At 70.0% G+C, this 20,530-nt stretch carries 16 protein-coding genes; 5 read left to right on the top strand and 11 right to left on the bottom strand.

Annotation, left to right across the window (positions count from 1 at the left end; translation table 11 throughout):
- The first annotated feature begins 61 nt into the window (after positions 1-61).
- The gene (locus D7V80_RS18955) at positions 62-1,144 is read left to right on the top strand and encodes a hypothetical protein (RefSeq protein ID WP_120589491.1); all 1,083 of its coding nucleotides are present in this window, start codon (positions 62-64) and stop codon (positions 1,142-1,144) included.
- Positions 1,145-1,183: 39 nt separating this feature from the next.
- Here D7V80_RS18955 and D7V80_RS18950 read toward each other — a convergent pair whose 3' ends face one another.
- Both D7V80_RS18950 and D7V80_RS18945 read right to left on the bottom strand, forming a co-directional pair.
- Complete coding sequence (locus D7V80_RS18950; protein ID WP_120589490.1) at positions 1,184-2,050, bottom strand: GNAT family N-acetyltransferase; 867 nt, start codon at positions 2,048-2,050, stop codon at positions 1,184-1,186.
- A 26-nt stretch (positions 2,051-2,076) separates the two neighbouring features.
- Positions 2,077-3,348 (bottom strand): O-antigen ligase, encoded by a 1,272-nt coding sequence (locus D7V80_RS18945; RefSeq protein ID WP_120589489.1) that lies wholly within the window; start codon positions 3,346-3,348, stop codon positions 2,077-2,079.
- A 180-nt stretch (positions 3,349-3,528) separates the two neighbouring features.
- Between D7V80_RS18945 and D7V80_RS18940 the strand changes: the two genes are divergently transcribed.
- The gene (locus tag D7V80_RS18940; protein ID WP_120589488.1) at positions 3,529-4,998 is read left to right on the top strand and encodes an MDR family MFS transporter; all 1,470 of its coding nucleotides are present in this window, start codon (positions 3,529-3,531) and stop codon (positions 4,996-4,998) included.
- An 89-nt stretch (positions 4,999-5,087) separates the two neighbouring features.
- Here the strand turns inward: D7V80_RS18940 and D7V80_RS18935 are convergent, their stop codons facing one another.
- A complete protein-coding gene (locus D7V80_RS18935; RefSeq protein ID WP_120589487.1) occupies positions 5,088-6,557 on the bottom strand; it encodes an ELWxxDGT repeat protein in 1,470 nt (489 codons plus the stop codon).
- Positions 6,558-6,791: 234 nt separating this feature from the next.
- On the opposite strand from D7V80_RS18935, the gene D7V80_RS18930 reads away from it, so the two are divergent.
- Together D7V80_RS18930 and D7V80_RS18925 are read left to right on the top strand one after the other, a co-directional pair.
- Positions 6,792-9,152 carry a phosphoketolase gene (locus tag D7V80_RS18930; protein ID WP_120589486.1) on the top strand — a complete coding sequence of 787 codons (2,361 nt, stop codon included), beginning with the start codon at positions 6,792-6,794 and terminating at the stop codon, positions 9,150-9,152.
- The gene (locus D7V80_RS18925) at positions 9,149-10,324 is read left to right on the top strand and encodes an acetate/propionate family kinase (RefSeq protein ID WP_120589485.1); all 1,176 of its coding nucleotides are present in this window, start codon (positions 9,149-9,151) and stop codon (positions 10,322-10,324) included. Before D7V80_RS18930 ends, D7V80_RS18925 begins: the two co-directional genes overlap by 4 nt.
- A 464-nt stretch (positions 10,325-10,788) precedes the next feature.
- Here D7V80_RS18925 and D7V80_RS18920 read toward each other — a convergent pair whose 3' ends face one another.
- The 8 genes from D7V80_RS18920 to D7V80_RS18885 form a co-directional block, all read right to left on the bottom strand.
- The gene (locus D7V80_RS18920; RefSeq protein WP_120589484.1) at positions 10,789-11,907 is read right to left on the bottom strand and encodes an LptF/LptG family permease; all 1,119 of its coding nucleotides are present in this window, start codon (positions 11,905-11,907) and stop codon (positions 10,789-10,791) included.
- Positions 11,904-13,016: an LptF/LptG family permease gene (locus D7V80_RS18915; protein ID WP_120589483.1), complete on the bottom strand. Its 1,113-nt coding sequence runs from the start codon at positions 13,014-13,016 to the stop codon at positions 11,904-11,906. The genes D7V80_RS18920 and D7V80_RS18915 overlap by 4 nt, the downstream gene beginning before the upstream one ends.
- A complete protein-coding gene (purD, locus tag D7V80_RS18910; RefSeq protein ID WP_120589482.1) occupies positions 13,013-14,272 on the bottom strand; it encodes a phosphoribosylamine--glycine ligase in 1,260 nt (419 codons plus the stop codon). Before purD ends, D7V80_RS18915 begins: the two co-directional genes overlap by 4 nt.
- Position 14,273: 1 nt before the next feature.
- A complete protein-coding gene (locus D7V80_RS18905) occupies positions 14,274-17,261 on the bottom strand; it encodes a zinc-ribbon domain-containing protein (protein WP_120589481.1) in 2,988 nt (995 codons plus the stop codon).
- Between the two features lie 4 nt (positions 17,262-17,265).
- Complete coding sequence (gene purH / locus D7V80_RS18900) at positions 17,266-18,810, bottom strand: bifunctional phosphoribosylaminoimidazolecarboxamide formyltransferase/IMP cyclohydrolase (RefSeq protein ID WP_120589480.1); 1,545 nt, start codon at positions 18,808-18,810, stop codon at positions 17,266-17,268.
- A 106-nt stretch (positions 18,811-18,916) separates the two neighbouring features.
- Positions 18,917-19,408, bottom strand: coding sequence for a sigma factor-like helix-turn-helix DNA-binding protein (locus D7V80_RS18895; protein WP_014397952.1), 492 nt, complete (start codon positions 19,406-19,408; stop codon positions 18,917-18,919).
- Between the two features lie 57 nt (positions 19,409-19,465).
- A complete protein-coding gene (locus tag D7V80_RS18890) occupies positions 19,466-19,990 on the bottom strand; it encodes a MerR family transcriptional regulator (RefSeq protein WP_120589479.1) in 525 nt (174 codons plus the stop codon).
- Positions 19,991-20,154: 164 nt separating this feature from the next.
- Complete coding sequence (locus D7V80_RS18885; RefSeq protein WP_120589478.1) at positions 20,155-20,367, bottom strand: hypothetical protein; 213 nt, start codon at positions 20,365-20,367, stop codon at positions 20,155-20,157.
- On the opposite strand from D7V80_RS18885, the gene D7V80_RS41840 reads away from it, so the two are divergent.
- Positions 20,366-20,527: a hypothetical protein gene (locus tag D7V80_RS41840; protein ID WP_158616664.1), complete on the top strand. Its 162-nt coding sequence runs from the start codon at positions 20,366-20,368 to the stop codon at positions 20,525-20,527. The genes D7V80_RS18885 and D7V80_RS41840 overlap by 2 nt on opposite strands.
- Positions 20,528-20,530 lie beyond the last annotated feature (3 nt).

Genomic DNA, 20,530 nt, shown 5'->3' with positions numbered 1-20,530 from the left:
CGAATAACCAGGACGGGAACTCCCTGAGATCCGTGACGCGGGCGTAAAGTCACGTACATTCATGATCTCCATTCGGTCCATCGCGCTCTCCTGCCTCGTCGTGCTCGGCGTCTTCGCTGCTTGCAATGACGATTCCCCCAACCCACCTGACGGGACACCCGACGCCTCCGTGGAGATGTGCACCACCGAAGGCACCACGCAGTGCGGCGACACCTGTGTCAGCACCGATAGCGACCCGGCACACTGCGGAGGGTGCGACCAGGTCTGCACGAGCACCGAGGCCTGTGAGTCTGGTATCTGCATCCCCGTCTGTCGGATTGACGGCCAGCAGGTCGCAGCCGGAGCGGTGAACCCGGCGAACGCATGCGAGCAGTGCACGCCCGCGACGTCCGCCACCACGTGGACGCCGCTCGCCGACGGGGCGACATGCGGCTCGGGACAGATTTGCTCGGCTGGCGCGTGTAGCCCGAAGTGCTTCATCGACGGCGCGCTCTATGACGAGGGGACGCCGAACCCGACGAATGCCTGCGAAGTCTGCACGCCCGCGACGGCGACGACGACGTGGTCCCCCCGCGCGAGCATTCCGCTGCTGGTCGGCGGCACCGACATCGTGGCGCAGGGCTGGACGACGCTCTCACAGGCGCCGAACACGCTCACGTACGGCGAGGACTATGTCCGCCTCGCGACGTCGACGAACAGCGGTGCCCGAACGAGCGGTCAGTTGCTCATCGCGAAGACGAACGCGCTCGACCCTACGCAGCCGTTCAAGCTCCGCGTGACGATGCAGGTCGAATCGGTGAACACCCACAATCAGCTCGACAGCGGCGCGGCCATCCTGGGGAGCTTCACCAGCCCGTCCGGCAACACAACAGATCGATCGCAGATGATCTACCTGGACAGCGGGGCGATTGGCTGGGCGGATGACACCCAGGCCTCGGCGTTCCCCGTGGCCGATGGCGCGTATCACGTCTACGAACTCGCGGTGGATGCAACCAAGGTGGCGACGGTGAGCGTCGACGGTGTCACCAAGCTCACGCGGAACAACTTCGCGGCGACCGGCAGCATCGCCATCGGAGATCAGACCAACGATCCGAACGTCGATGGTGCTGTGCGGATCAAGTCGGTCGAGAAGCTCTGCCAGTGAGGCGCTCTTCTGTCCCCATGGATTGGCATGGGGACAGAATCACGTGTGGGCCATGATCGGGAACCGGTGGGCCTCTGGTGAGAACCGGAGGTTCCGCACGAACAGGTCGGCCTCCGTGTCCTCACCGGCCTCCACGGCACCGGGCCAGTACCGCTCCGGAGTGAATCCGAAGTGGATGGTCCGGATGGGCTGGTCAATCAACCGGGGGATCCAGGCTCGCAGGTCGAAGGGTTCCCGGGCGAAGACATCGTCGAGGTAGAGCGTGTCTCCCTCGACACCCGCGAACACCCATGCTTCCGAGCCCAGCTGACGCAGGGGCCTCGCGAAGCCATTGGCTACGGGCCAGCTCGCCACCGTCGCGTAGCCTCGCGCGCCGAAGCGTTCCGTCGAGGGACGCCCTTCGCTGGAGAGCGTGGCGAGTCCAGCGCGCACTTCCGCGTCATCCAGATTGAGCGTGGGCGCGGGCGGGCCAGCCGGCACGGCATCGTAAGGGCAAGCGAACAACGTCTGCATTTGAGGCTGGAACCCGAAGCGCGGGTAGAACTGGCGCACCTTGGGGTTGGCGAAGAGCAGCACGGGCGCGTCCCCACACGCGTCCAGCGCGGCGTTCATGACCGCGCGCGCAAGTCCCCGGCCACGATGCGACGGCAAGCACCCCACGGCTCCCAGCTGATGGGCCAGCACCTCGCGCCCTTCCAACAGCAGGCGCATCCGCATCACAGAGCTGTTGGCCACCACGCGGCCGTCCGCAATCAGCGCGAACGCACGGTAGTCGTCGTTCCACTCTCCCCATGCGCGCCAACGGCGGAAGTCCGCGCGGCGGAACACCTGGGGTACGTAGTCACAGAACAGCTCCTGCAATCCGGTATCGACCTGCCTGATTTCGGTGACCGCAACGGACTCCATCACACGCCCCCAATCAGCTTGAAAACTCAATCAGGTCCATGGCGGGCCGGCGCCTCGGACTCACACAGCCCCAGCCCCCAGATGAGCATGAACGACAGGTGCACGCTGGGGTGGAACGGCAGGTAGTGCACCAGGGCCAGGACGTGGAAGCCCACGAAGGACAGCAGGGCTCCCGTGGCCGGAATCGAACCCGCCCGATGCCTTCGCACCAGCGCCCTCGCCAGCAGGACGTGCATCGTCGCCAGCAGCACCAGCCCCACGAGCCCCGTCTCCGCCCAGGCCGTCAGCCAGAGGTTGTGGGAGTCCGTGGCCAGCAGGTCCGTGATGCCTGTCTCCGCCTGCGTCGCCAGGGCCGCGGGTTTATGATTGCCGAAGCCCACGCCCGCCCAGGGGTGCTCCCGCACCAGCCTCCAGCCCACCGACATCGCCAGCGACCGCTCCCCGCTGCCGAAGAGGTTGTCCACCGCCTTGCCGAACCGCTCCCGCCACGCGGGCGTCAGCAGCACCACGGCCACCAGTGCCACCGCCACTCCGAGCCCGGCCTTCCGCGCCGTCCCTCGCAGCAACAGCAGCAGCGCCAGCACGCACACGCCCAGCGCCGCTCCCAGCGCTGCCCTCGCGAACGCGCCGTAGATGGACAGCAGCAGCCCCAGCACCATCACGCCGGCCAGCACCCGCCGCCGCGTCACCTTCGACCGTCCCATCACCGCCAGCGCGGGCCCCAGCACGGCAATCGCTCCGTGCGCGAACTTCAGCCGGTGGAAGAAGAAGCCTCCCGCCGCGTACCTCGGGTTCTCCTCCGTTCCGAAGTTCTCGTGCAGGCGCGCCAGGCTCAGCTTCGTGAACTTCGGCGGCTCCCAGGGCCACGGCACCCGGTGCTGGAAGAAGCCCAGTGCCGCCGCCGCCAGCCAGCCTCCCGCGATGAGGCTCCCCAGCATCAGCCACGGCACTCCCAGCGTCCCGATGCACGCGACCGCCGCTCCCGCCACCGTGTCCAGCGCCTGGCCGTACCTCGCGCCTCGGGGCCACTTCGTCGCGGCTCCCGTCATCAGCGCCACAGCCGGGGACACCAGCTGCCAGGCGCACAGGGCGACGCTCGCCAGCACGAACGCCCTCACGTCCTTCTCCAGCCGCAGCCGCTTCGTCACCGCCAGTGCCAGGGCCAGCGCCGTGGCCAGGATGGCTCCGGCCTGGAGCACCGCCTCCGCCAGCACCAGCCCCACCGCGTAGAGCCCCAAGACCGCGGCGACCGCCGTCTTCCAGCGCCCTGACTCGACCGTCTTCGTATCCGTGCCCATGCCGTGCGCCTCGAACTCGCGAGGCCGGTGGACCCTATCCCACCTCGTGCTCCCCTGCCCTTCCGGACTGGACCCGGAATCCCCAGCGAGGGGCCCCGTCATCCCTTTTCACGCGCTTGACGTTGGCGCTCCAGACGGGCACGCGTTACCCAGGGTCCTTTCCCAGGTCCCCCTTCCGACATGCGCACCACCCATCGACCGTTCACCACCCTGGCTCTGGCGCTGTCCCTCTTCGTGGCCGCGCTGGAGATGACCGTCGTCTCCACCGCCATGCCCACGGTGGTCAGCGACCTGGGCGGCATCCAGCACTACGCGTGGGTCTTCACCGCGTACATGCTGTCCTCCACCATCACCGTCCCCATCTACGGGAAGCTCGCGGACCTCTACGGCCGCAAGCCCATCCTCCTCTTCGGCTCCGCCCTGTTCCTGCTGGCGTCCGTAGCGTGTGGGTTCTCCACGTCGATGAACATGCTCATCGCGTTCCGCGTCCTCCAGGGCCTGGGCGCCGGTGCCATGCAGCCCATCGCGATCACCATCATCGGGGACATCTACACGCTGGAGCAGCGCGGGAAGGTCCAGGGCGCGTTCAGCGCCGTGTGGGGCATCGCCGGACTCGCGGGCCCCCTCACCGGCGGCCTCATCGTGAAGTACCTCACGTGGCACTGGATCTTCTTCATCAACATCCCCATCGGCATCGCATCCATGGTGCTGCTCGTCGCGTTCTTCCACGAGCAGCTCAAGCCCAAGGTGCGTGCCCGGCTCGACTACGCGGGCGCGGCGCTGCTGTCCTCGGGCGTCGTGGCGCTGCTGTTCGGCGTGCAGGGCTCCGGGGCGACACTGCTCGCGCTTCCCGTCGCCGCAGTGCTCCTCACCGCGTTCGTGTTCGTGGAGCTTCGCGCCGCCGAGCCCATCATCCCGATGAGCATCTTCAAGATCCCCACCATCGCCATCTCCAACCTGGCCGGCGCCCTGTTCTCCGCCGCCCAGTTCGGCGCGACCACCTACGTGCCCCTGTACGTGCAGGGCGTGCTCGGCGGTTCGGCCACGATGGCGGGCGGGATGATCACCCCCATGATCGTCGGCTGGCCGCTGGCGAGCCTCATCGGCGGCAGGCTCATGGTTCGCACCGGATTCCGGCCGCTCATCGTCGGCGGGCTGGGGCTGGCCTCCATTGGCACCGTGCTGATGGCGCTGCTGCTCAAGCCCGGGGCTTCGCTGCTGGTGCCGCAGATCGCCATGGGGCTGTTCGGCATTGGCCTGGGCTTCGCGGCCATGGCCACGATGGTCGCCGTCCAGACCACCGTGGGCTGGGAGCTGCGCGGCGTGGCCACCGCGAGCAGCATGTTCTTCCGCACCATCGGCGGCTCGCTGGGCGTGGGAGTGATGGGCGGCGTGCTGGTGAATCAGCTCATGAAGGACCCCAACGTCCCCGTCAGCGCGGCCACGGAGCTGCTCGGCCCCGAGCACGGGCGCGGACTGGCTCCCGCCATCCTGGAGACGCTTGGCAGCGCGCTGAACACCGGCCTGTCCATCAACTTCTGGATCATGTGCTCGGCGATGATCGCCGCGTTCGCCGCGGGCCTGTTCTTCCCCAAGGTGAAGCGAGTCACCACGCCGGTGAACATGTCCGACGTCACCGCGTCCCACTGACGCCCGAGTCCTTCGAAGCCGCCGGGTTCCAGGAGCCGGCGCTCGCTGGAAGCCGGCGGCAGGTCATGCGCGGACGCGCACCGGCCTTGTCACCGGGCGCTGGCGCTCAGCGGCGTGCAGGTCACGGTGGCGGGCACGGCCCACAACGCGCTACCCCACACGCCGGAGTACGCCCTGAAGTAGATGGTGTTGCCCACGCCAGTGAACTCCTCGGGCCTTTCGCCTCCCGGGCTGGAGGTGGTGACGCGCCCCGTGCCCGCTGGCGTGCCATTCGTCACCTGCGGCATGAGCCCCATGTCACCCTCAAAGGAGCTGAAGAGCAGCGTGCCGGAGCCCGTGTCGAAGAGGGGCGAGCTGTACTCGTCGGCCGTGGTGAGTTCCTGGCTGAGCTGCCGTGTCCCTCCCGCCGTGCCGTCCGTCACCCACAGCCCGACCTGGCGAGGCGCGGGGCCCGGCGAGCTGATCGCCACGGACAGGTAGAGCTTGCCCCCCGACTCCTGCGAGTCCTGCACGTAGGGCGTGTTGTCCAACTGGCCCGGATAGGGATTGGGCAGCGTCGTCACCGTGCTCTTCCCGCCTCCGGAGAGCGACAGGCGGTTCAGCTTCAACCGCTCGCCCTCGTCGGCGAGCGTGGACAGGTAGACGTAGGAGCCCAGCGAGCCCAGCAGCCGCGCCTGCTTGCCGAAGGTGTCCAGGCGCACCGTGCCCGCCGCCGTCCCATCCGTCCGCCACACCTCCGTCCCGGAGGAGTCCTCCAGCGTGAACAACCCGGTGCCGCTCCCGAGGCCGCGCGCCGCCGTCACGAACGGAGCGCCCGCGTCCACGCGCTTGACGAGCCAGGTGCCCGCCGCCGTTCCGTCCGTCCGCCACAGGCGCGTGCCCTGGGTCGCGTCCTGGAGGAAGAACAGCAGCGCCCCACCCGCGTGCAGCGCGGGATAGGCCCGGGAAGACCCCGCGCCGAAGTCCACCACCCGGTACGTCCCCGCCGCAGTACCGTCCGAGCGCCACAGCTCCACCGCGCCCCCCGCGTTCCGGAAGAAGGTCAACGCGCCTCCCAGCGCGGTGAGGTTCGACAGGGCGGAGCCCGGAGCGCCCGGCGTGATGTCCTTGACGAGCAGGGTCCCCGCCGCGGTGCCATCACTCACCCACAGCTCGGAGCCCACCGCCGCGTCGTTCATCATGAAGAAGACCCGCGAGCCCACGGCCGTGAGGGACGCGAAGTCCCGGTAGTTCAAGCCCGCGGAGGGAAACTCCTTCACCGGCACGGTGCCCACCCCGGTGCCGTCACTGCGCCACAGCCCCGCCGTCCCCTGGTAGGGATCCGAGGTGAAGTACAGCGTGCCCGCGACGTTCGTCAGCCACTCGGGAATGGGCCGGTACGGCGACGGCAATGGATCCCCCGGCGCAAGGAAGTCCTTCACCTTGGTGGCCGCCATGGCGGGTGTGCACGCCTGAGCCTGGACCTGCTGCTCCTGGGCCGCGGGCGGCGCCATCTCCTGCGCACCACCACAGCCCACGAACGACAAGCCCGCAAGAATCCACCCGAATCGCATACGCATTTCCCAACTCCTTGTCAGACGAAAGCAAGGGACGGTGGGATGCGTGCCGATGACTGCCAATGCGGCCCGGAAGTGCCAGGGCTTGCGGTAAACACGACGGTCGCGGGAAGGGCGCCAAGCTGTCTGGAAACCGACGCGCCCGACTTTTCCCATCGCAGACATTGCATGGCGTGGGCCAGCTGGAGTCCCATCCATCCGGGGGATGTGCACGGCCTACACCTCGGGAGATGAAAGATGGCGGGTCCGCTGAGTGACGAGGAGCTTGGAAAGATTGACGCCTACTGGCGCGCGGCGAACTACCTGTCCGTCGGGCAGATCTACCTCAAGGACAATCCGCTGCTGGAGCGGCCCCTCACCCGAGAGGACATCAAGCCCCGGCTGCTCGGGCACTTCGGCACCACGCCCGGCCTCAACTTCATCTACGTCCACCTGAACCGCATCATCCGGAACCACCGGGCCAACATGATGTATCTCATTGGCCCCGGGCACGGTGCGCCCGGAATCATCGCCAACACGTTCCTCGAAGGCTCCTACACGGAGCTGTATCCCAACATCGAGCGCAACCGCGACGGCATGAAGCGCCTGTTCCGCCAGTTCTCCTGGCCCTACGGCGTCCCCAGCCACGACGCGCCCGAGGTCCCCGGCTCCATCAGCGAGGGCGGCGAGCTGGGCTACGCACTCCTCCACGCGTACGGCGCCGTGCTGGACAACCCGGACCTCATCGTCCCCTGCGTCGTCGGCGACGGCGAGGCGGAGACGGGCGCGCTCGCCGCGAGCTGGCACTCCAACAAGTTCATCAACCCCATCACCGACGGCGCGGTGCTGCCCATCCTGCACCTCAACGGGTACAAGATCGCCAATCCCACGGTGCTCGCCCGCATCGACGCCGACGAGCTGGAGGCCCTCTTCAAGGGCTACGGCTACACGCCCTACGTCCTGGAAGGCGACGACCCGAAGGACATGCACCAGCGGATGGCGCAGGTGCTGGACACGCTCTACGCCGAAATCACGCGCATCCAGCGCCACGCCCGGGAGAAGAACGACCCCACCCGCCCGCGCTGGCCCATGCTCGTGCTGCGCACGCCTAAAGGGTGGACCGGCCCGAAGGTCGTGGACGGCAAGCCCGTGGAAGGCACGTGGCGCGCGCACCAGGTCCCGCTGGAGGAGGTGCGCGACAACCCCGAGCACCTGAAGATCCTCGAAGCGTGGCTCCACAGCTACCGGCCCCGCGAGCTGTTCGACGCGAACGGCACCTTCCGCGAGGAGCTGGCGGACATCGCGCCCAAGGGCCGGCTGCGCATGGGCGTCAACGTGCACTCGAACGGCGGCCAGCTGCTGGTGCCGCTCGTGCTGCCGAGCTTCCGCGACTACGCGGTCGATCCGGGCGTGCCCGGCTCCCGGCAGGTCAGCGCCACCAAGGTGCTGGGCGGCTACCTGCGGGACGTGATGCGCCACAACCTGGCGACGAAGAACTTCCGCATGTTCGCCCCGGACGAGAACGCGTCCAACCGGCTCCAGGACGTGTACGCCGTCAGCGGCAAGAGCTGGGACGCGAGGCTGGAGTCCACGGACGAGAACCTCTCCGTCGATGGCCGCGTGATGGAGGTCCTGAGCGAGCACCTCTGCCAGGGCTGGCTGGAGGGCTACCTGCTCACCGGACGCCACGGCTTCTTCTCCTGCTACGAGGCGTTCATCCACATCATCGACTCGATGTTCAACCAGCACGCCAAGTGGATAAAGAGCGCCAAGGAGCTCCCGTGGCGCAAGCCCATCGCCTCGCTGAACTACCTGCTCAGCTCGCACGTGTGGCGGCAGGACCACAACGGGTTCTCCCACCAGGACCCGGGCTTCATCGACCACGTGGCCAACAAGAAGGCGGACACGGTGCGCATCTACCTGCCGCCGGACGCGAACACGTTGCTGTCGGTGACGGACCACTGCCTGCGCTCGAAGAACTACGTGAACCTCATCATCGCGGGGAAGCAGCTCTCGCCGGTGTGGCTGGACATGGCGAGCGCGGTGCGCCACTGCTCGGCGGGCATTGGCGCGTGGGACTGGGCGGGCAATGACGACGGCGACCCGGACGTGGTGATGGCCTGCGCGGGCGACGTGCCCACCCTGGAGACGCTGGCCGCGGTGACGCTGCTGCGCGAGTGGGCCCCGGAGCTCAAGGTGCGCGTGGTCAACGTGGTGGATGTCTTCACGCTCGCGCCCGTGCACGTCCATCCGCACGGGCTCAACGAGGAGGACTTCAACCGCCTGTTCACCACGGACAAGCCCGTGGTGTTCGCGTTCCACGGCTACCCCACGCTCGTGCACAAGCTCACGTACAACCGGGCCAACCACGGCAACATCCACGTGCACGGATTCAAGGAAGAGGGCACCACGACGACGCCGTTCGACATGACGGTGCTCAACGACATGGACCGCTTCACCCTGGCGCTGGATGCCATCCGGCACTCGAAGGCCGCGCGGCACCGGTTGGATGACGCGGAGCAGCGCTTCTCCGAGGTGCGCCAGCGACACAAGCTCTACGTGTCGGAGCACGGCGAGGACATGCCCGAGGTGGCCCACTGGAAGTGGAGCGTGCGATGAGCGACCCAGGCGCGGTGCTGGTCATCAACAGCGGCTCGTCGTCGCTGAAGTTCGGCCTCTACGTCGAACAGGGCGGCCAGGAGTCAGTGCGGTTCAAGGGCAGCGCGACCCACATCGGCGCGGAGCAGGGCCGGCTGGTCGTGAAGGACGGCACGGGGAAGCAGGTGCGCGCGGTGGATGTGCGGCATCCGTCGCAGGAGGACGCGTTCCGCGAGGCCGTGCGGCACCTGGAGGAGCTGGGCGGAGAGCGGCCCCACGCCATCGGGCACCGCGTGGTGCATGGCGGTCCCCACCTGCGCGCGAACCAGGCGCTGACGCCGGAGGTGATGAAGGCGCTGGAGGAGGCGAAGCACTTCGCGCCGCTGCACATCCCTGCGGCGCTGCGGCTCATCCGAGCCACCGAGCGGCAGTACCCCGGCGTGCCACAGTTCATCTGCTTCGACACAGCCTTTCACGCGACGCTGCCCGAGGTCGCGTCGACGTTCCCCCTGCCCCGCTCCGTGAGGGACCAGGGCGTGCAGCGGTACGGCTTCCATGGCCTGTCGTATGAGTCCATCGTGGCCAGGCTCGAGCCCCAGGTGCCAGCGCGCACGGTGGTGGCCCACCTGGGCAATGGCGCGAGCCTCGTGGCGCTGGAGCGCGGACGCTCCGTGGATACATCCATGGGCTTCACGCCCACGGGAGGGATTCCCAGCGGCACCCGCACGGGCGACCTGGATCCAGGCGTGCTGCTGTTCCTGATGCGCACGGGTGGCATGGATGCGGATGCGTTGGAGACGCTGGTGAACCACGACGCCGGGCTTCGGGGCTTGTCGGAGGGGACCAGCGACATGCAGTCCCTCACGCGCGACGCGGCGGCGGGCAACACGGCGGCCGCGCTGGCGGTGGACGTCTTCACCCGAAGCATCGCGAAGACGGTGGGCGCCTACGCGGCGGTGCTCGGAGGACTGGACCTGCTCGTGTTCACGGGGGGCATCGGGGAGAACAGCGCACGGGTTCGCGAGAGCGTGTGTGCGAGGCTGGGCCACCTGGGCATCCAGCTCGATGCGCAGCGGAACGAAGCGAGTGCGGAGGTCATCACGACCAATGCGTCACCCTGTCCAGTGCGCGTGCTGCCAAGCGATGAGGAGGTTCAGCTCGCCCGTCACACGCGCCGGCTCCTCGGCGGTTGAAGCCCCTACCCCTCCGGGCCCAAGTTCCACCCACACTGCCGGGAAGTGAGAATCCCGCCTGCCCCTCCGCGGGCGGGCGGCGACCCGCTCGAACCTGTCCGACAGTCGGACAGGTTTTGGAACTCCGCGGCCGCCCCGGCGTCTGCGCGACGCCCGGGCCGCGGAAACCTGTCCGACTGTCCGACAGGTTTTGGACGTCCTCGGCCGGGAGCCTCCATGGCATCCGACCCCAACGCCTGTCCGACAGTCGGACAGGTCTGGAGACCGGTCCGACTGTCGGACAGGTTTTGAATGTCCGCACCCGGAGGGGCGCCACGATGGCTGGGTCCTGGAAACCGGTCCTACTGTCGGACAGGTTTTGGAGGTCTTCGGCTGGGGGCTCCGTGACAGGCGGCCCGCGGAAACCTGTCCGACTGTCGGACAGGTTTTGACCGCTCCGGGCCCGGGCGGGTGTCCCCGGTGGCTCAGGCCTGCCGCGTCACGCTTCGGCGCGGGAAATGCAACAGGCCTTCGCGGCGCAGCCACAGGGCCGCCGCCACCACGGTCAGCAGCGTCGTGGGCATCCATGCGGCCACAGCGGGCGCCAGTCGCTCGGTGAGCACCAGCGTGCGGGACACCACCATCAGGCCCCACATCGCCACGGCGATGAGCAGCCCCTCCACCACCGCCGCCGTCAGGTGCCCTCGCCGGTTCGTCCTCAGCGCCAGCCCCACCGCGAGCAACGCCGCGGGCAGCCCCGCCAGCGGATACGCGAAGCGGTTGTGCCACGCGAGCTGGAAGGCCTTCGTCGCGAGCCCCACCTCCGCTCGCGCGATGATCTGCTCGCCCAGCTCTCCCAGGCGCATCTGCTCCGGACGGCCCGGCCGGATGCGGAACGTCGTCGCGCCCACGCCCAGCTCGTACTCCGCGGCGGGCTGCTGCGTCACGGACGTGCGCCCGTCCTCCGTGAACGTGCGCTCCACCACGTCCGTCAGCTCCCAGCGCGTGCCCTCCACCGAGCGCATCCGCCCCGCGTCCACGCGGCGCCGCAGCTTGAACTCCGGCGTCAGCGTGAAGATGGAGACGTTCTCGAAGCCCTCCTGCGGGTTGCCGCCTCGCAGGAAGAAGATGGAGTCCCCCCGCCGGAACCACTGCTTCGGCGTGTAGTACATCCGCCAGTCGCCCCAGCGGTTGAAGCGCTGCGTGGTGATTTCATCCACGCGCCGGCCCGCTCGCGCGGCCACCGTCTCGTCGAACGCCACCAGCCCCACGCACGCCACCAGCGCGCAGATGCCCACCGGCAGGTACAGCGCCGCCGGTCCGAAGGTGAGCGAGCGCAGCGCCGTGACCTCACCCTTCTTGCGCAGCGCCGACACCGTGGTGCCCGCCGCCAGCAGCAGCGCCGCCGGCCCCAGCTGCTGCACCGTCACCAGCGCCTTGTAGCCATAGAGCTTGAGCACATCCAGCACCCAGCCCTCGCCACCGTAGGCCTTCGCGCGGTCCACGAAGTCCACCACCAAGAACACCGCCACCACGCCCGCCAGGATGCCCAGCGTGTAGCGCACGTACGCGCCCACCACGTACCGGAAGAGGGTGCCCCTCATCGCACCGTCCCCGAACGCGTCACGCGGTACAGCGCGAACGCCCCCACCGCCATGAAGAGCACGTTCGCCAGCTGCCCCGCGACGAACACCGGCATCTGGCCCTTCTGCCCCATCTGCTCGAAGGCGCGGCTCAGGAGGTAGTAGAGGACGTAGCCGCCCAGCGTCAGCAGGTAGCCCCACGCGCGGCCCGACTGCCTGCGGCCAATCGCCAGCGGCGTGCCCAGGAGCGCGAACGCCACCGGCGCCACCGCGTTGCCCATCCGGCTGTGCAGCGCCATCAGGAAGGGCCGTGAGTCCTCGCGCCGCTCCTCCGCGTCCTTGGCCGCCGCCAGCAGCTCCGCCGGCGTCAGCTCCTCCTTCGGCGAGCGGAACCGGTTGCGCCGCGACAGCGACCCGCCCAGCCCCACGTTGATCTCCGCCTTCTCGAAGGCGACGACGCTCGCGTCCACCGAGGAGCGGTTGGCGCGGTGCACCTCGCCTTCCTTCAATTCAATCCGCAGCGCCTCGCCCCGCTCGGACGTGCCCACGCTGCCCTTGTGCGCCAGCACCAGCAGCGGCGAGCTGGGGTCGCGGTCGTCGTGCAAGAGCACGTTCGTCCACCCGCCGCCCTTGGGCGCCACCTTCTGCGCGTACAGCGTCAGGTCGCTCAGGTCCTCGTAGAAGACGCCGGACTTCACGTCGCCCGCGACGTTCTTCTGGATGACCTCGCCCACCAGGTCCTTCACGCCCGTGAGGCCCCACGGCTCCACCGTGGACGTCAGCAGCACCATGAACGCGCTCAGCGCGATACCCACGCCCAGCGGCGCCGCCAGCAGCTGGAGCGGGCTGATGCCCAGGGCCTGCAGCGACGTGAGCTCCCGGTCCTCGCCCAGCCGCCCCAGGCCCAGCAGGATGGCCAGCAGGAACGCGATGGGCAGCGCCATCACCAGGAAGTGCGGCGCCAGGTACGCGATGAGCCGGCCCAGGTCGACCAGCGTCACCGCGGAGCCCAGCAGCACGTCCGTGCCGCGCAGGAACTGCATCACGAACAGCAGCAGGAACATGAACGCCACCCACACACCCAGGGGGACGAGCAGCTCCTTGAGCAGATATCGCGCCAGCAGCTTCACGGCCGCGCCCGCAGCCCCCGCGCGCCAATGTCCCGGCGGAAGTGCTTGCCTTCGAAGCGCACGGCGTCCGCCGACTCCAGGGCCCGCGCGCGCGCCGTCGCCAGGCTGTCACCCCGAGCGCACACCGTCAGCACCCGGCCACCCGCCGTCACCAGCGCGCCGTCCTGCTTCGCCACGCCCGCCAGGAACACGGGCGCGTTCGACGCCACCGCGTCCAGGCCTTCAATCCGCGCACCCTTCTTCGGCGCCTCCGGGTAGCCCTCCGCCGCCAGCACCACGCCCACCGACGCGCCCGGGAACTGCTTCAGCGGCCGGGGCTCCAGCGTGCCCTTCGCGCACGCCTCCATCAGCGGCAGCAGGTCCTCGTCCACCTGCATCATCAGGACCTGCGTCTCCGGGTCGCCGAAGCGCGCGTTGAACTCCAGCACCTTCGGGCCAGACGCCGTGAGCATCAGCCCCGCGTACAGCACCCCGCGAAGCGGCGTGCCGCGCTTCTTGAGCACCGCCAGCGTGGGCGCGATGACCTGCTCGCCCACCTGGGCCAGCTGCGCCGGCGTGAGGAACGGCGCCGGGCAGTACGCGCCCATGCCGCCGGTGTTGGGGCCCGTGTCGCCCTCGCCCACGCGCTTGTGGTCCTGCGACAGCGGCAGCAGCACGTAGCGCTCGCCGTCGCACAGGGCCATGAGCGACACCTCCTCGCCCTCCAGCAGCTCCTCCAGCACCATCCGCTGGCCCGCCTGCCCCATCTCCGCCACGGCGCGCACGGCCTCGCGCGCGGCCTTCGCGTCCGGCGCGACGATGACGCCCTTGCCCGCGGCCAGGCCGTCCGCCTTCACCACGATGCGGCCCTGCGCCACGGCGTACGCCTCCGCCTCCGCCGCGTCCGTGAAGACGCGGAAGGCCGCGGTGGGCACGCCCGCCTCCGCCATGATTTCCTTGGCGAAGGCCTTGGAGCCCTCGATGCGCGCGGCGGCCGCGACGGGGCCGAAGCACGGGATGTCCACCTGCGCCAGCGCGTCCGCGACGCCCGCGACGAGCGGCGCCTCCGGGCCCACCACCACCAGGTCCACGCGCTCGCGGCGCGCCAGCGACACCACCGCCTCCGGCGAGTCCGCCTGCAGGGGCACGTTGGTGCCCCACCGCGCCGTGCCCGGGTTGCCCGGGCCGACAAGGAGCCGCGAGAGACGAGGACTCTGGGCCAGCTTCCACGCGAGCGCGTGCTCGCGGCCGCCCGACCCCAGCAACAGGACCTTCACGTCAACCTCGCTCGTCCAGTTTGAAGAGCAGCTTCTTCGCCGGGAAGTAGGACGGATCCAACCCCACCACCTTCTCCAGCACCGCGCGCGCCTCCTGCGGCTTCGACGTCACCAGCAGCTCCGCCAGCTTCGTCTGCGCGGACAACATCTTCGGTGCGACATCCAACGTGGACCGCAACGCGCGCATCGCGCCCGCCACGTCCCCGGCCGCCGCCTGCGCGAGCCCCAGCGACAGACGCGCCACCGGCAGCCCGCGCTCGACGCCCACCGCGCGGTCCGCCAGGCTCCGGGCCTGCGGCCCCTTCGTGTCCAGCGCGATGAGCGCCCGGTACGCCAGCGCACCGCCGCTGTTCGCGTTCACGTCCACCACGGATTGCAAGAGCCGCTCCGCGGTCTGCCGGTCCCCCTGATGGAAGCGCACCAGGGCCTCGTAGAGCAGGGGCTGCACGTCCTCCGCGCGGTCGCCCAGGGACTTCACCACGTTCTCCACGCCCACCAGCGTGTCGCCCGGCCGCAGCCAGAAGCGCGACAGCGCGGGCCGGGGCGCCAGCCGCAGCGGATCCCACACGCGCGCCTCCAGCACCGGGTAGAACAGGCGGAAGGCCTCGTCGCGCTTCTTCGCGCTCGCCGCCGCCACGCCCTCCAGCAGCTTCGCGTCCATGCGGCGGTCGTCCAGCCGCACCGCCTGCTGGAAGCGCGCCTGGGCTCCGGCCACGTCGCCTTCCAGCAGGTGCACGCGCCCTTCCAGCACCTTCTCCAGCGCCGCGTCCTCCAGCCGACCCTGGAAGCCCTTCAGGTGCTCGCGGGCCAGGGCCGCGTCCTTCTGCGTCAGCGCCACCATGAACCACTGCAGGTGGGCCTCCGGCATCGCCGGCACCGCCTTCAGGGCGGCCGCGGCAGCGGTCGCTGCGGCGGCGTCATTGCCCGCCGTGCGCTCCGCCGCAGCCAGGTGGCTGAAGATTTCGGACGCGTCGCGCGGGCCATGGCGGGACGCGTTCTTCGACAGCTCCTTCAGGACGCGCACGGCTTCGCGCGCGTTGCCCTCCGCCTGGTAGCGCAGCACCGCCAGCGCGAGGGAGGCGCGCACGTCGCCCGCCTTCGCCTTCAGCCGGTCCTCGTACAGCTTGCGCGCGCGAGCGGTCTCCCCCACCTCCACGTAGATGCGGGCGGCGGCCTCCACGCTGTTCCAGTCCTGCGGATCCAGCTCCATCCGCTGGCGCAGCTGCTTGAGCGCCATGCCGTACTGGCCGGCCTGCTCGTGCGCGAGCGCGCTGTAGTAGTCCACGCGCTGGAGGTTCGGCGCCAGCTTCCGCGCGGCCTCGAACTCCTGGTTCGCCAGCTCTCGCGACGTGGCCACGTGCGAGCGGCCCAGCACCAGGTGCGCCTCCGCCTTGTAGGCGTCAGCGGCGTTCGACTGGGACAGCACCTCCGTCGCCAGCCGCGCCGCCTCCTCCAGGTTGCCGGCCTGACGCGAGCGCGCCAGCAGCAGGTTCGCGTGCGCGACGAGCAGCGCGGGCGTCTCTCCGGCCATGCGCGTCGCGGCCTGGATGAGCTCGCGCGCCTCCTGGAAGGAGTTGTCATCCATGCCCCGACCGCGCCCGAGCGCCAGCGCCTGCACGTACCCGGCGATGGCGTCCGTGCTGCGGGGGTCGAGCAGCAGCGCCTGCTGGAAGGACTCCTCGGCTTCCGCGTAGGCGCTGCGCTGGTCCAGGGCGAGCTGCTTCTGGCCGGCGGCCAGGTGCTGCTCGCTGGTGCCCTCCAGCTCCAGGAACTGGAGCTTCCACCGGCCCATCGTGGCCAGCACCTCCGGGGGCACCGCGGCCGGGGCGGCGGGCTGCGCGTCCCGGACCCGCTGCTCCTGCTGGGGCTTGTGCACGAGGAAGTAGTAGCCCGCGCCACCGGCCCCGAGGACCGCCAGCGCCAGCAGGCTGAAGACTCCCGCACGGCTGCCGCCGCTGCCGCCACGCTGCGCGCTGCGGACCGGCGCGGCCGTGATGTGCGACGTGCGAGCGGGCTTCACCGAGCTCACGCGCGAGTCCGGCGCCAGCGCGGTGGCGCCCTCGGACCGGGGTTCGTCCCCGGACGCGGCGCCGTCCAGGCCGCTCATCATGGGCAGCTCCACCAGGGCGCCGCCGTCGGCCGGAGGCGGCGCCACCTCGGGCGCCACCACCACGGTGGACTCCCGGGGGAACGCGGACTCCCGCTGCTTGCAGGCCTCGCAGGTGCCCAGGGCCTGGTCGAAGGGGTCCGTCAGGTCCTTGCCGCACGAGCGGCAGTTCGTGTGTGTCTCCGGCTTCGGGACGACCGGCGCGGGCGCGCGGGCGGACATGCGGCCCAGCGAAACCGCCCCGGGAGGCGAGGAGGCCCGTCCGGGCGCCGGAGAGGCTTCCGGCTCCAGGCCTCCGGGCGCCGGGCCAAGGAAGTCGAGCAGCGGATCTTCCGGAACGACCGGAGCCGCTGACTTCGCGGGAGCCGCCACCGCGGGCGCGGCGGGCACGGGAGGACCGGGCTTCGCGGCCGGCGCCGCCTTCGAAGCGGACGGCGGAACCGACGGGCCCAGGCTGGCGAACGGGTCCGAGGGAAGGCCCCCGGGGACCTGCGACGCGGGCGGCCCCAGGTCCGCGAACGGGTCCACGCTGCCTGGCGGTCCCAGTTCTGGCATCTCGCCGAAGTCCCCGAAGAGGTCCGACTTCGGCGCCGCCTTCGGTGCGGCCAGCGGCGCCGGAGGTTTCGCCGCGACGGGCGCGGCGGCCGGATTGCTCCGGGGTTCGCGCGCGACCGGAGGCGCCGGTGCGGCCGAGGGCGGCTTCGGCTCGGCGGCGGGAGGCACGGCCCCTTCAGCGGGAGCCGTCACGGACGCGGCCGAGGCCTCCCGCTTCACGAGCTGGAGGTGACGGCAGCGGGGACACTGAGCGCGGACGCCCTTGGGCGTGATCAACCGATCGTCGATCGCGTAGGCCGCCGCGCATTTCTGGCAGACGATGCGCATGAAGTTAGTGACGGAAGTGTCGCACTCCCGTCACCACCATGGCCATCCCATGTTCGTCCGCGGCGGCAATCACCTCCGCGTCCCGGACGGACCCACCCGGTTGGATGACCGCCGTCGCCCCCGCCCGGGCCGCCTCGTCCAGCCCGTCCCGGAAGGGGAAGAAGGCGTCCGAGGCCACGGCGCTCCCCTTGAGGGCCTCGCCACCCCGCGTCATCGCGATGCGCACGGAGTCCACCCGGTTCGTCTGCCCGCCGCCCTGGGCCAGGAGCTGCGCCGGCGCCGCGAAGACGATGGCGTTGCTCTTCACGTGCTTGCACACCTTCCAGGCGAAGCGCAGGGCCCGCTCCTCCTCCGGCGTGGGGGCGCGCTTGGACACCACCTTCCACTCCAGGGGCGGCTCCACCGCGTCCCGGTCCATCAGGAGCATGCCGCCGGACACGCTGCGTGCGTCCACCTGGGGCCGGGGCGCCGCCGTGGGGGACGCCAGCGCGGGGCCCGCCTCCAGGAGGCGCAGGTTCTTCTTCCCGGCCAGCACCTGGAGCGCCACCGCCGAGTACGACGGCGCGATGACCGCCTCCAGGAACGTCTCCGCCATGGCCTTCGCCGTGGCCTCGTCCACTTCGCGGTTGAAGGCGACGATGCCGCCGAAGGCGCTCACCTCGTCCACCGCGCGGGCGGTGCGGTAGGCCTTCTCCAGCACGTCATCCACCGCCACGCCGCACGGGGTGTTGTGCTTGATGACCACCGCGCAGGGCTTCTCCGGGAACTCCAGGACAAGCCCCAGGGCCGCGTCCAGGTCCAGGATGTTGTTGTACGAAAGCTCCTTGCCCTGGAGCACCTTCGCGAAGGCGACGGACGGCTCCTTCGGCGCGGCGTACTCCTTGTAGAAGGCGCCGCGCTGGTGCGGGTTCTCCCCGTAGCGCAGGCCCTGCACCTTGCGGAACGCGAGCGACAGCTCCTCGGGGAAGGGCTCCTGGGCCTCGCCGGACAGCCACCCGGAGATGGACGCGTCGTAGGCCGCCGTGTGCGCGAACGCCTTGCGCATCAGCCGGCGCCGCGTCTCCAGGCCCACGGCCTTCTGACCTTCAATCTCCGCGAGCACCGGAGCGTAGTCGTCCGGGTCCACCACGATGGCCACGTGCTTGAAGTTCTTCGCGGACGCGCGGACCATCGCCGGCCCGCCAATGTCGATGTTCTCGATGACGTCGTCCTCGCCCGCGCCGGACGCCACGGTCTGGCGGAACGGGTAGAGGTTCACCACCACCAGCGAGATGGGCTCGATGTGGTTGGCCGCCATCTCCGCCTTGTCGCTGTCCAGGTCGGGCCGGCCGAGGATGCCGCCGTGGATGCGGGGGTGGAGCGTCTTCACGCGGCCGCCGAGGATTTCGGGACTCTGCGTGTGCTCGGACACCTGGGTGGCGGGAATGCCAGCGGCCTTCAGGGCCTCCAGGGTGCCGCCCGTGGAGAGCAGCCGGTAACCCAGCCGCACCAGGCCCTGGGCAAAGGGAACCAGACCGCGCTTGTCGGAAACGCTCAGGAGAGCCAGCACGTGTGCGCCTCGCAATGGGTGGGGGTGGCGCGGGTCCTAGCAACCACCCCCTGGGGTGTCAACGCAACACGTCACCCCAGGCCCGGCGCGAAACAGTGCCCTGCCCTCAAGGCTTGCGAGCGGACACGGGAGGCTCGGCCTCCGTGGCCTCGCGCAGCTTCATCAGGCCGCGCGTCTCCACCTGGCGGATGCGCTCGCGGGTGAGGTTCATGATTTCCCCCACCTCTTCCAGCGTGATGCCGCCCTTCTCCGCCACGTCCAGGGCGCAGGTGTGCTCCAGCTCCGTGATTTCCTTGTCCGGGAAGTTGAGCTTGATGGAGCCCGTCTCCGGGTTCACGTCCAGGTAGAGGTTGTGCTTGCAGGACACGAAGAGGCACGGGCGCGGGCCGTTGATGCAGTCCGCGCGGGTGCGCGGCCGCTGCTCGTCCACGAGCTTGAGGGTCTCCGCCTCTTCCGGGTCCAGCTGACCGGCGAGCCTGCGCCGGCGCAGGTCGCGCGCCATCTCCTTGCGCGACATCGTCTTGGAGCGCCGGCGTTCCGCGGGCTGCTCCTCCTCGTTCCCCCCCTCGCCCTCCTGCAGCTGCTTCACTTCCGACATGTGTCGTCCTCCAGATGCGTGGAGTCTACCCGGTTCAACAGGACCCTGGGGGGCATCCTATTGTGGCCGGAGCGTTTCGTCTTCACGCGCCGTGACGGCGCTGCCCAACCGGGCGACATCGCGGACCAGATCCTGCGCCCGTTGCCTGAGCGTTGCCAACTGGGCTTCGAGTGACCTCCTGCGTTCTCCTCCCAGGGGCCGTCCTCCCAGCTCCTCCTGGAACCCGTCCAGCACTTCGGACAGGTCCCTCTGGAGCTGGTCGATGTGGTTGCGGTGGAACACGAAGGAGCGACGGATGTCCTCCAGGGTGTGTCCTTCGGCCATCATCCTCTTGATGACGTTGATGCGCCGCACCGCTTCCACCGGGTAGAGGCCCAGGCTGCCCTGGTGCTTCCCCTTGCGGCCCACACGGCGGCTGCGGGGGAGCAAACCGGCCTGGACGTACTTCCGGAACGTCGCCTCCGAGAGCCTCACGCCCCGGGGCCGGAAGATTTCCAGGATCGCGTTCGCGGGAAGACCGCCCGCGTTTTCGCGCTCGATGCGCTCGAGTTCATCGGGCGCGAGCAGGTCCATCGATTCCATTGAATAGAGGCTACTGAATGGACGCCATAGGTGCCAGATTCGCGCGTCATTCGTCAAGGAGGACGAGCAGGCGGGCGGACGGACGTCGTCCGGCCGACGCTGCGCGCCGGCTGCCGGGGGCTTCAGGGGATGGAGGGAACGGAAGGGAGCTGCTTCAGCTCAACTCAGCGGCCGCGGGACGCGCGGAACTCCTGCAGCACGCTGCCGTCGGCGGGGACGACGACGGTGAACGCCTTCTTGCTGGTCGGGTGCTGGAAGGTCACGGTGTACGTGCCGGCCGGCACCTTGTAGGTCGCGCGGCCCTGCACGTCCCCGAGCCGCTTCGCGCCCAGGTAGACGGTGGCGTAGGGAGTGGCCTTCACGTGGAGCGTGCCCATGGCCTTCGCCGAGTCCGCGGCGGGCGGCTCCGTGGCGGGGTCCGCCGTGGGCGTCGTGGCGGGGGCGGCCGGTTCGGTGGACGGAGCCAGGGCGGCTTCGCGCCTCTGCCCTTCCAGCTCCGCGTCGACGGTCTCCGCGGAAGGCGCGCGGGTAGGTTAGGCC

It is taken from the genome of Corallococcus sp. CA054B (assembly GCF_003611625.1).
In the GTDB taxonomy this organism is placed as follows: domain Bacteria; phylum Myxococcota; class Myxococcia; order Myxococcales; family Myxococcaceae; genus Corallococcus; species Corallococcus coralloides.
Note: the sequence above shows the minus strand (reverse complement) of the source record. Positions and strands in the feature narration are given on the sequence as shown.

Coding starts and splice junctions, on each gene's coding strand:
- D7V80_RS18920 (WP_120589484.1), bottom strand. CDS start 11,907: ATGAGGGGCACCCTCTTCCGGTACGTGGTGGGCGCGTACGTGCGCTAC.
- D7V80_RS18940 (WP_120589488.1), top strand. CDS start 3,529: ATGCGCACCACCCATCGACCGTTCACCACCCTGGCTCTGGCGCTGTCC.
- D7V80_RS18885 (WP_120589478.1), bottom strand. CDS start 20,367: ATGGGCACGCTCCACGTGAAGGCCACTCCCTACGCCACCGTCTACCTG.
- D7V80_RS18890 (WP_120589479.1), bottom strand. CDS start 19,990: ATGGAATCGATGGACCTGCTCGCGCCCGATGAACTCGAGCGCATCGAG.
- D7V80_RS18930 (WP_120589486.1), top strand. CDS start 6,792: ATGGCGGGTCCGCTGAGTGACGAGGAGCTTGGAAAGATTGACGCCTAC.
- D7V80_RS18945 (WP_120589489.1), bottom strand. CDS start 3,348: ATGGGCACGGATACGAAGACGGTCGAGTCAGGGCGCTGGAAGACGGCG.
- D7V80_RS18895 (WP_014397952.1), bottom strand. CDS start 19,408: ATGTCGGAAGTGAAGCAGCTGCAGGAGGGCGAGGGGGGGAACGAGGAG.
- D7V80_RS18905 (WP_120589481.1), bottom strand. CDS start 17,261: ATGCGCATCGTCTGCCAGAAATGCGCGGCGGCCTACGCGATCGACGAT.
- D7V80_RS18955 (WP_120589491.1), top strand. CDS start 62: ATGATCTCCATTCGGTCCATCGCGCTCTCCTGCCTCGTCGTGCTCGGC.
- D7V80_RS18950 (WP_120589490.1), bottom strand. CDS start 2,050: ATGGAGTCCGTTGCGGTCACCGAAATCAGGCAGGTCGATACCGGATTG.
- D7V80_RS18925 (WP_120589485.1), top strand. CDS start 9,149: ATGAGCGACCCAGGCGCGGTGCTGGTCATCAACAGCGGCTCGTCGTCG.
- D7V80_RS41840 (WP_158616664.1), top strand. CDS start 20,366: ATGGCCTTCGCCGAGTCCGCGGCGGGCGGCTCCGTGGCGGGGTCCGCC.
- D7V80_RS18935 (WP_120589487.1), bottom strand. CDS start 6,557: ATGCGTATGCGATTCGGGTGGATTCTTGCGGGCTTGTCGTTCGTGGGC.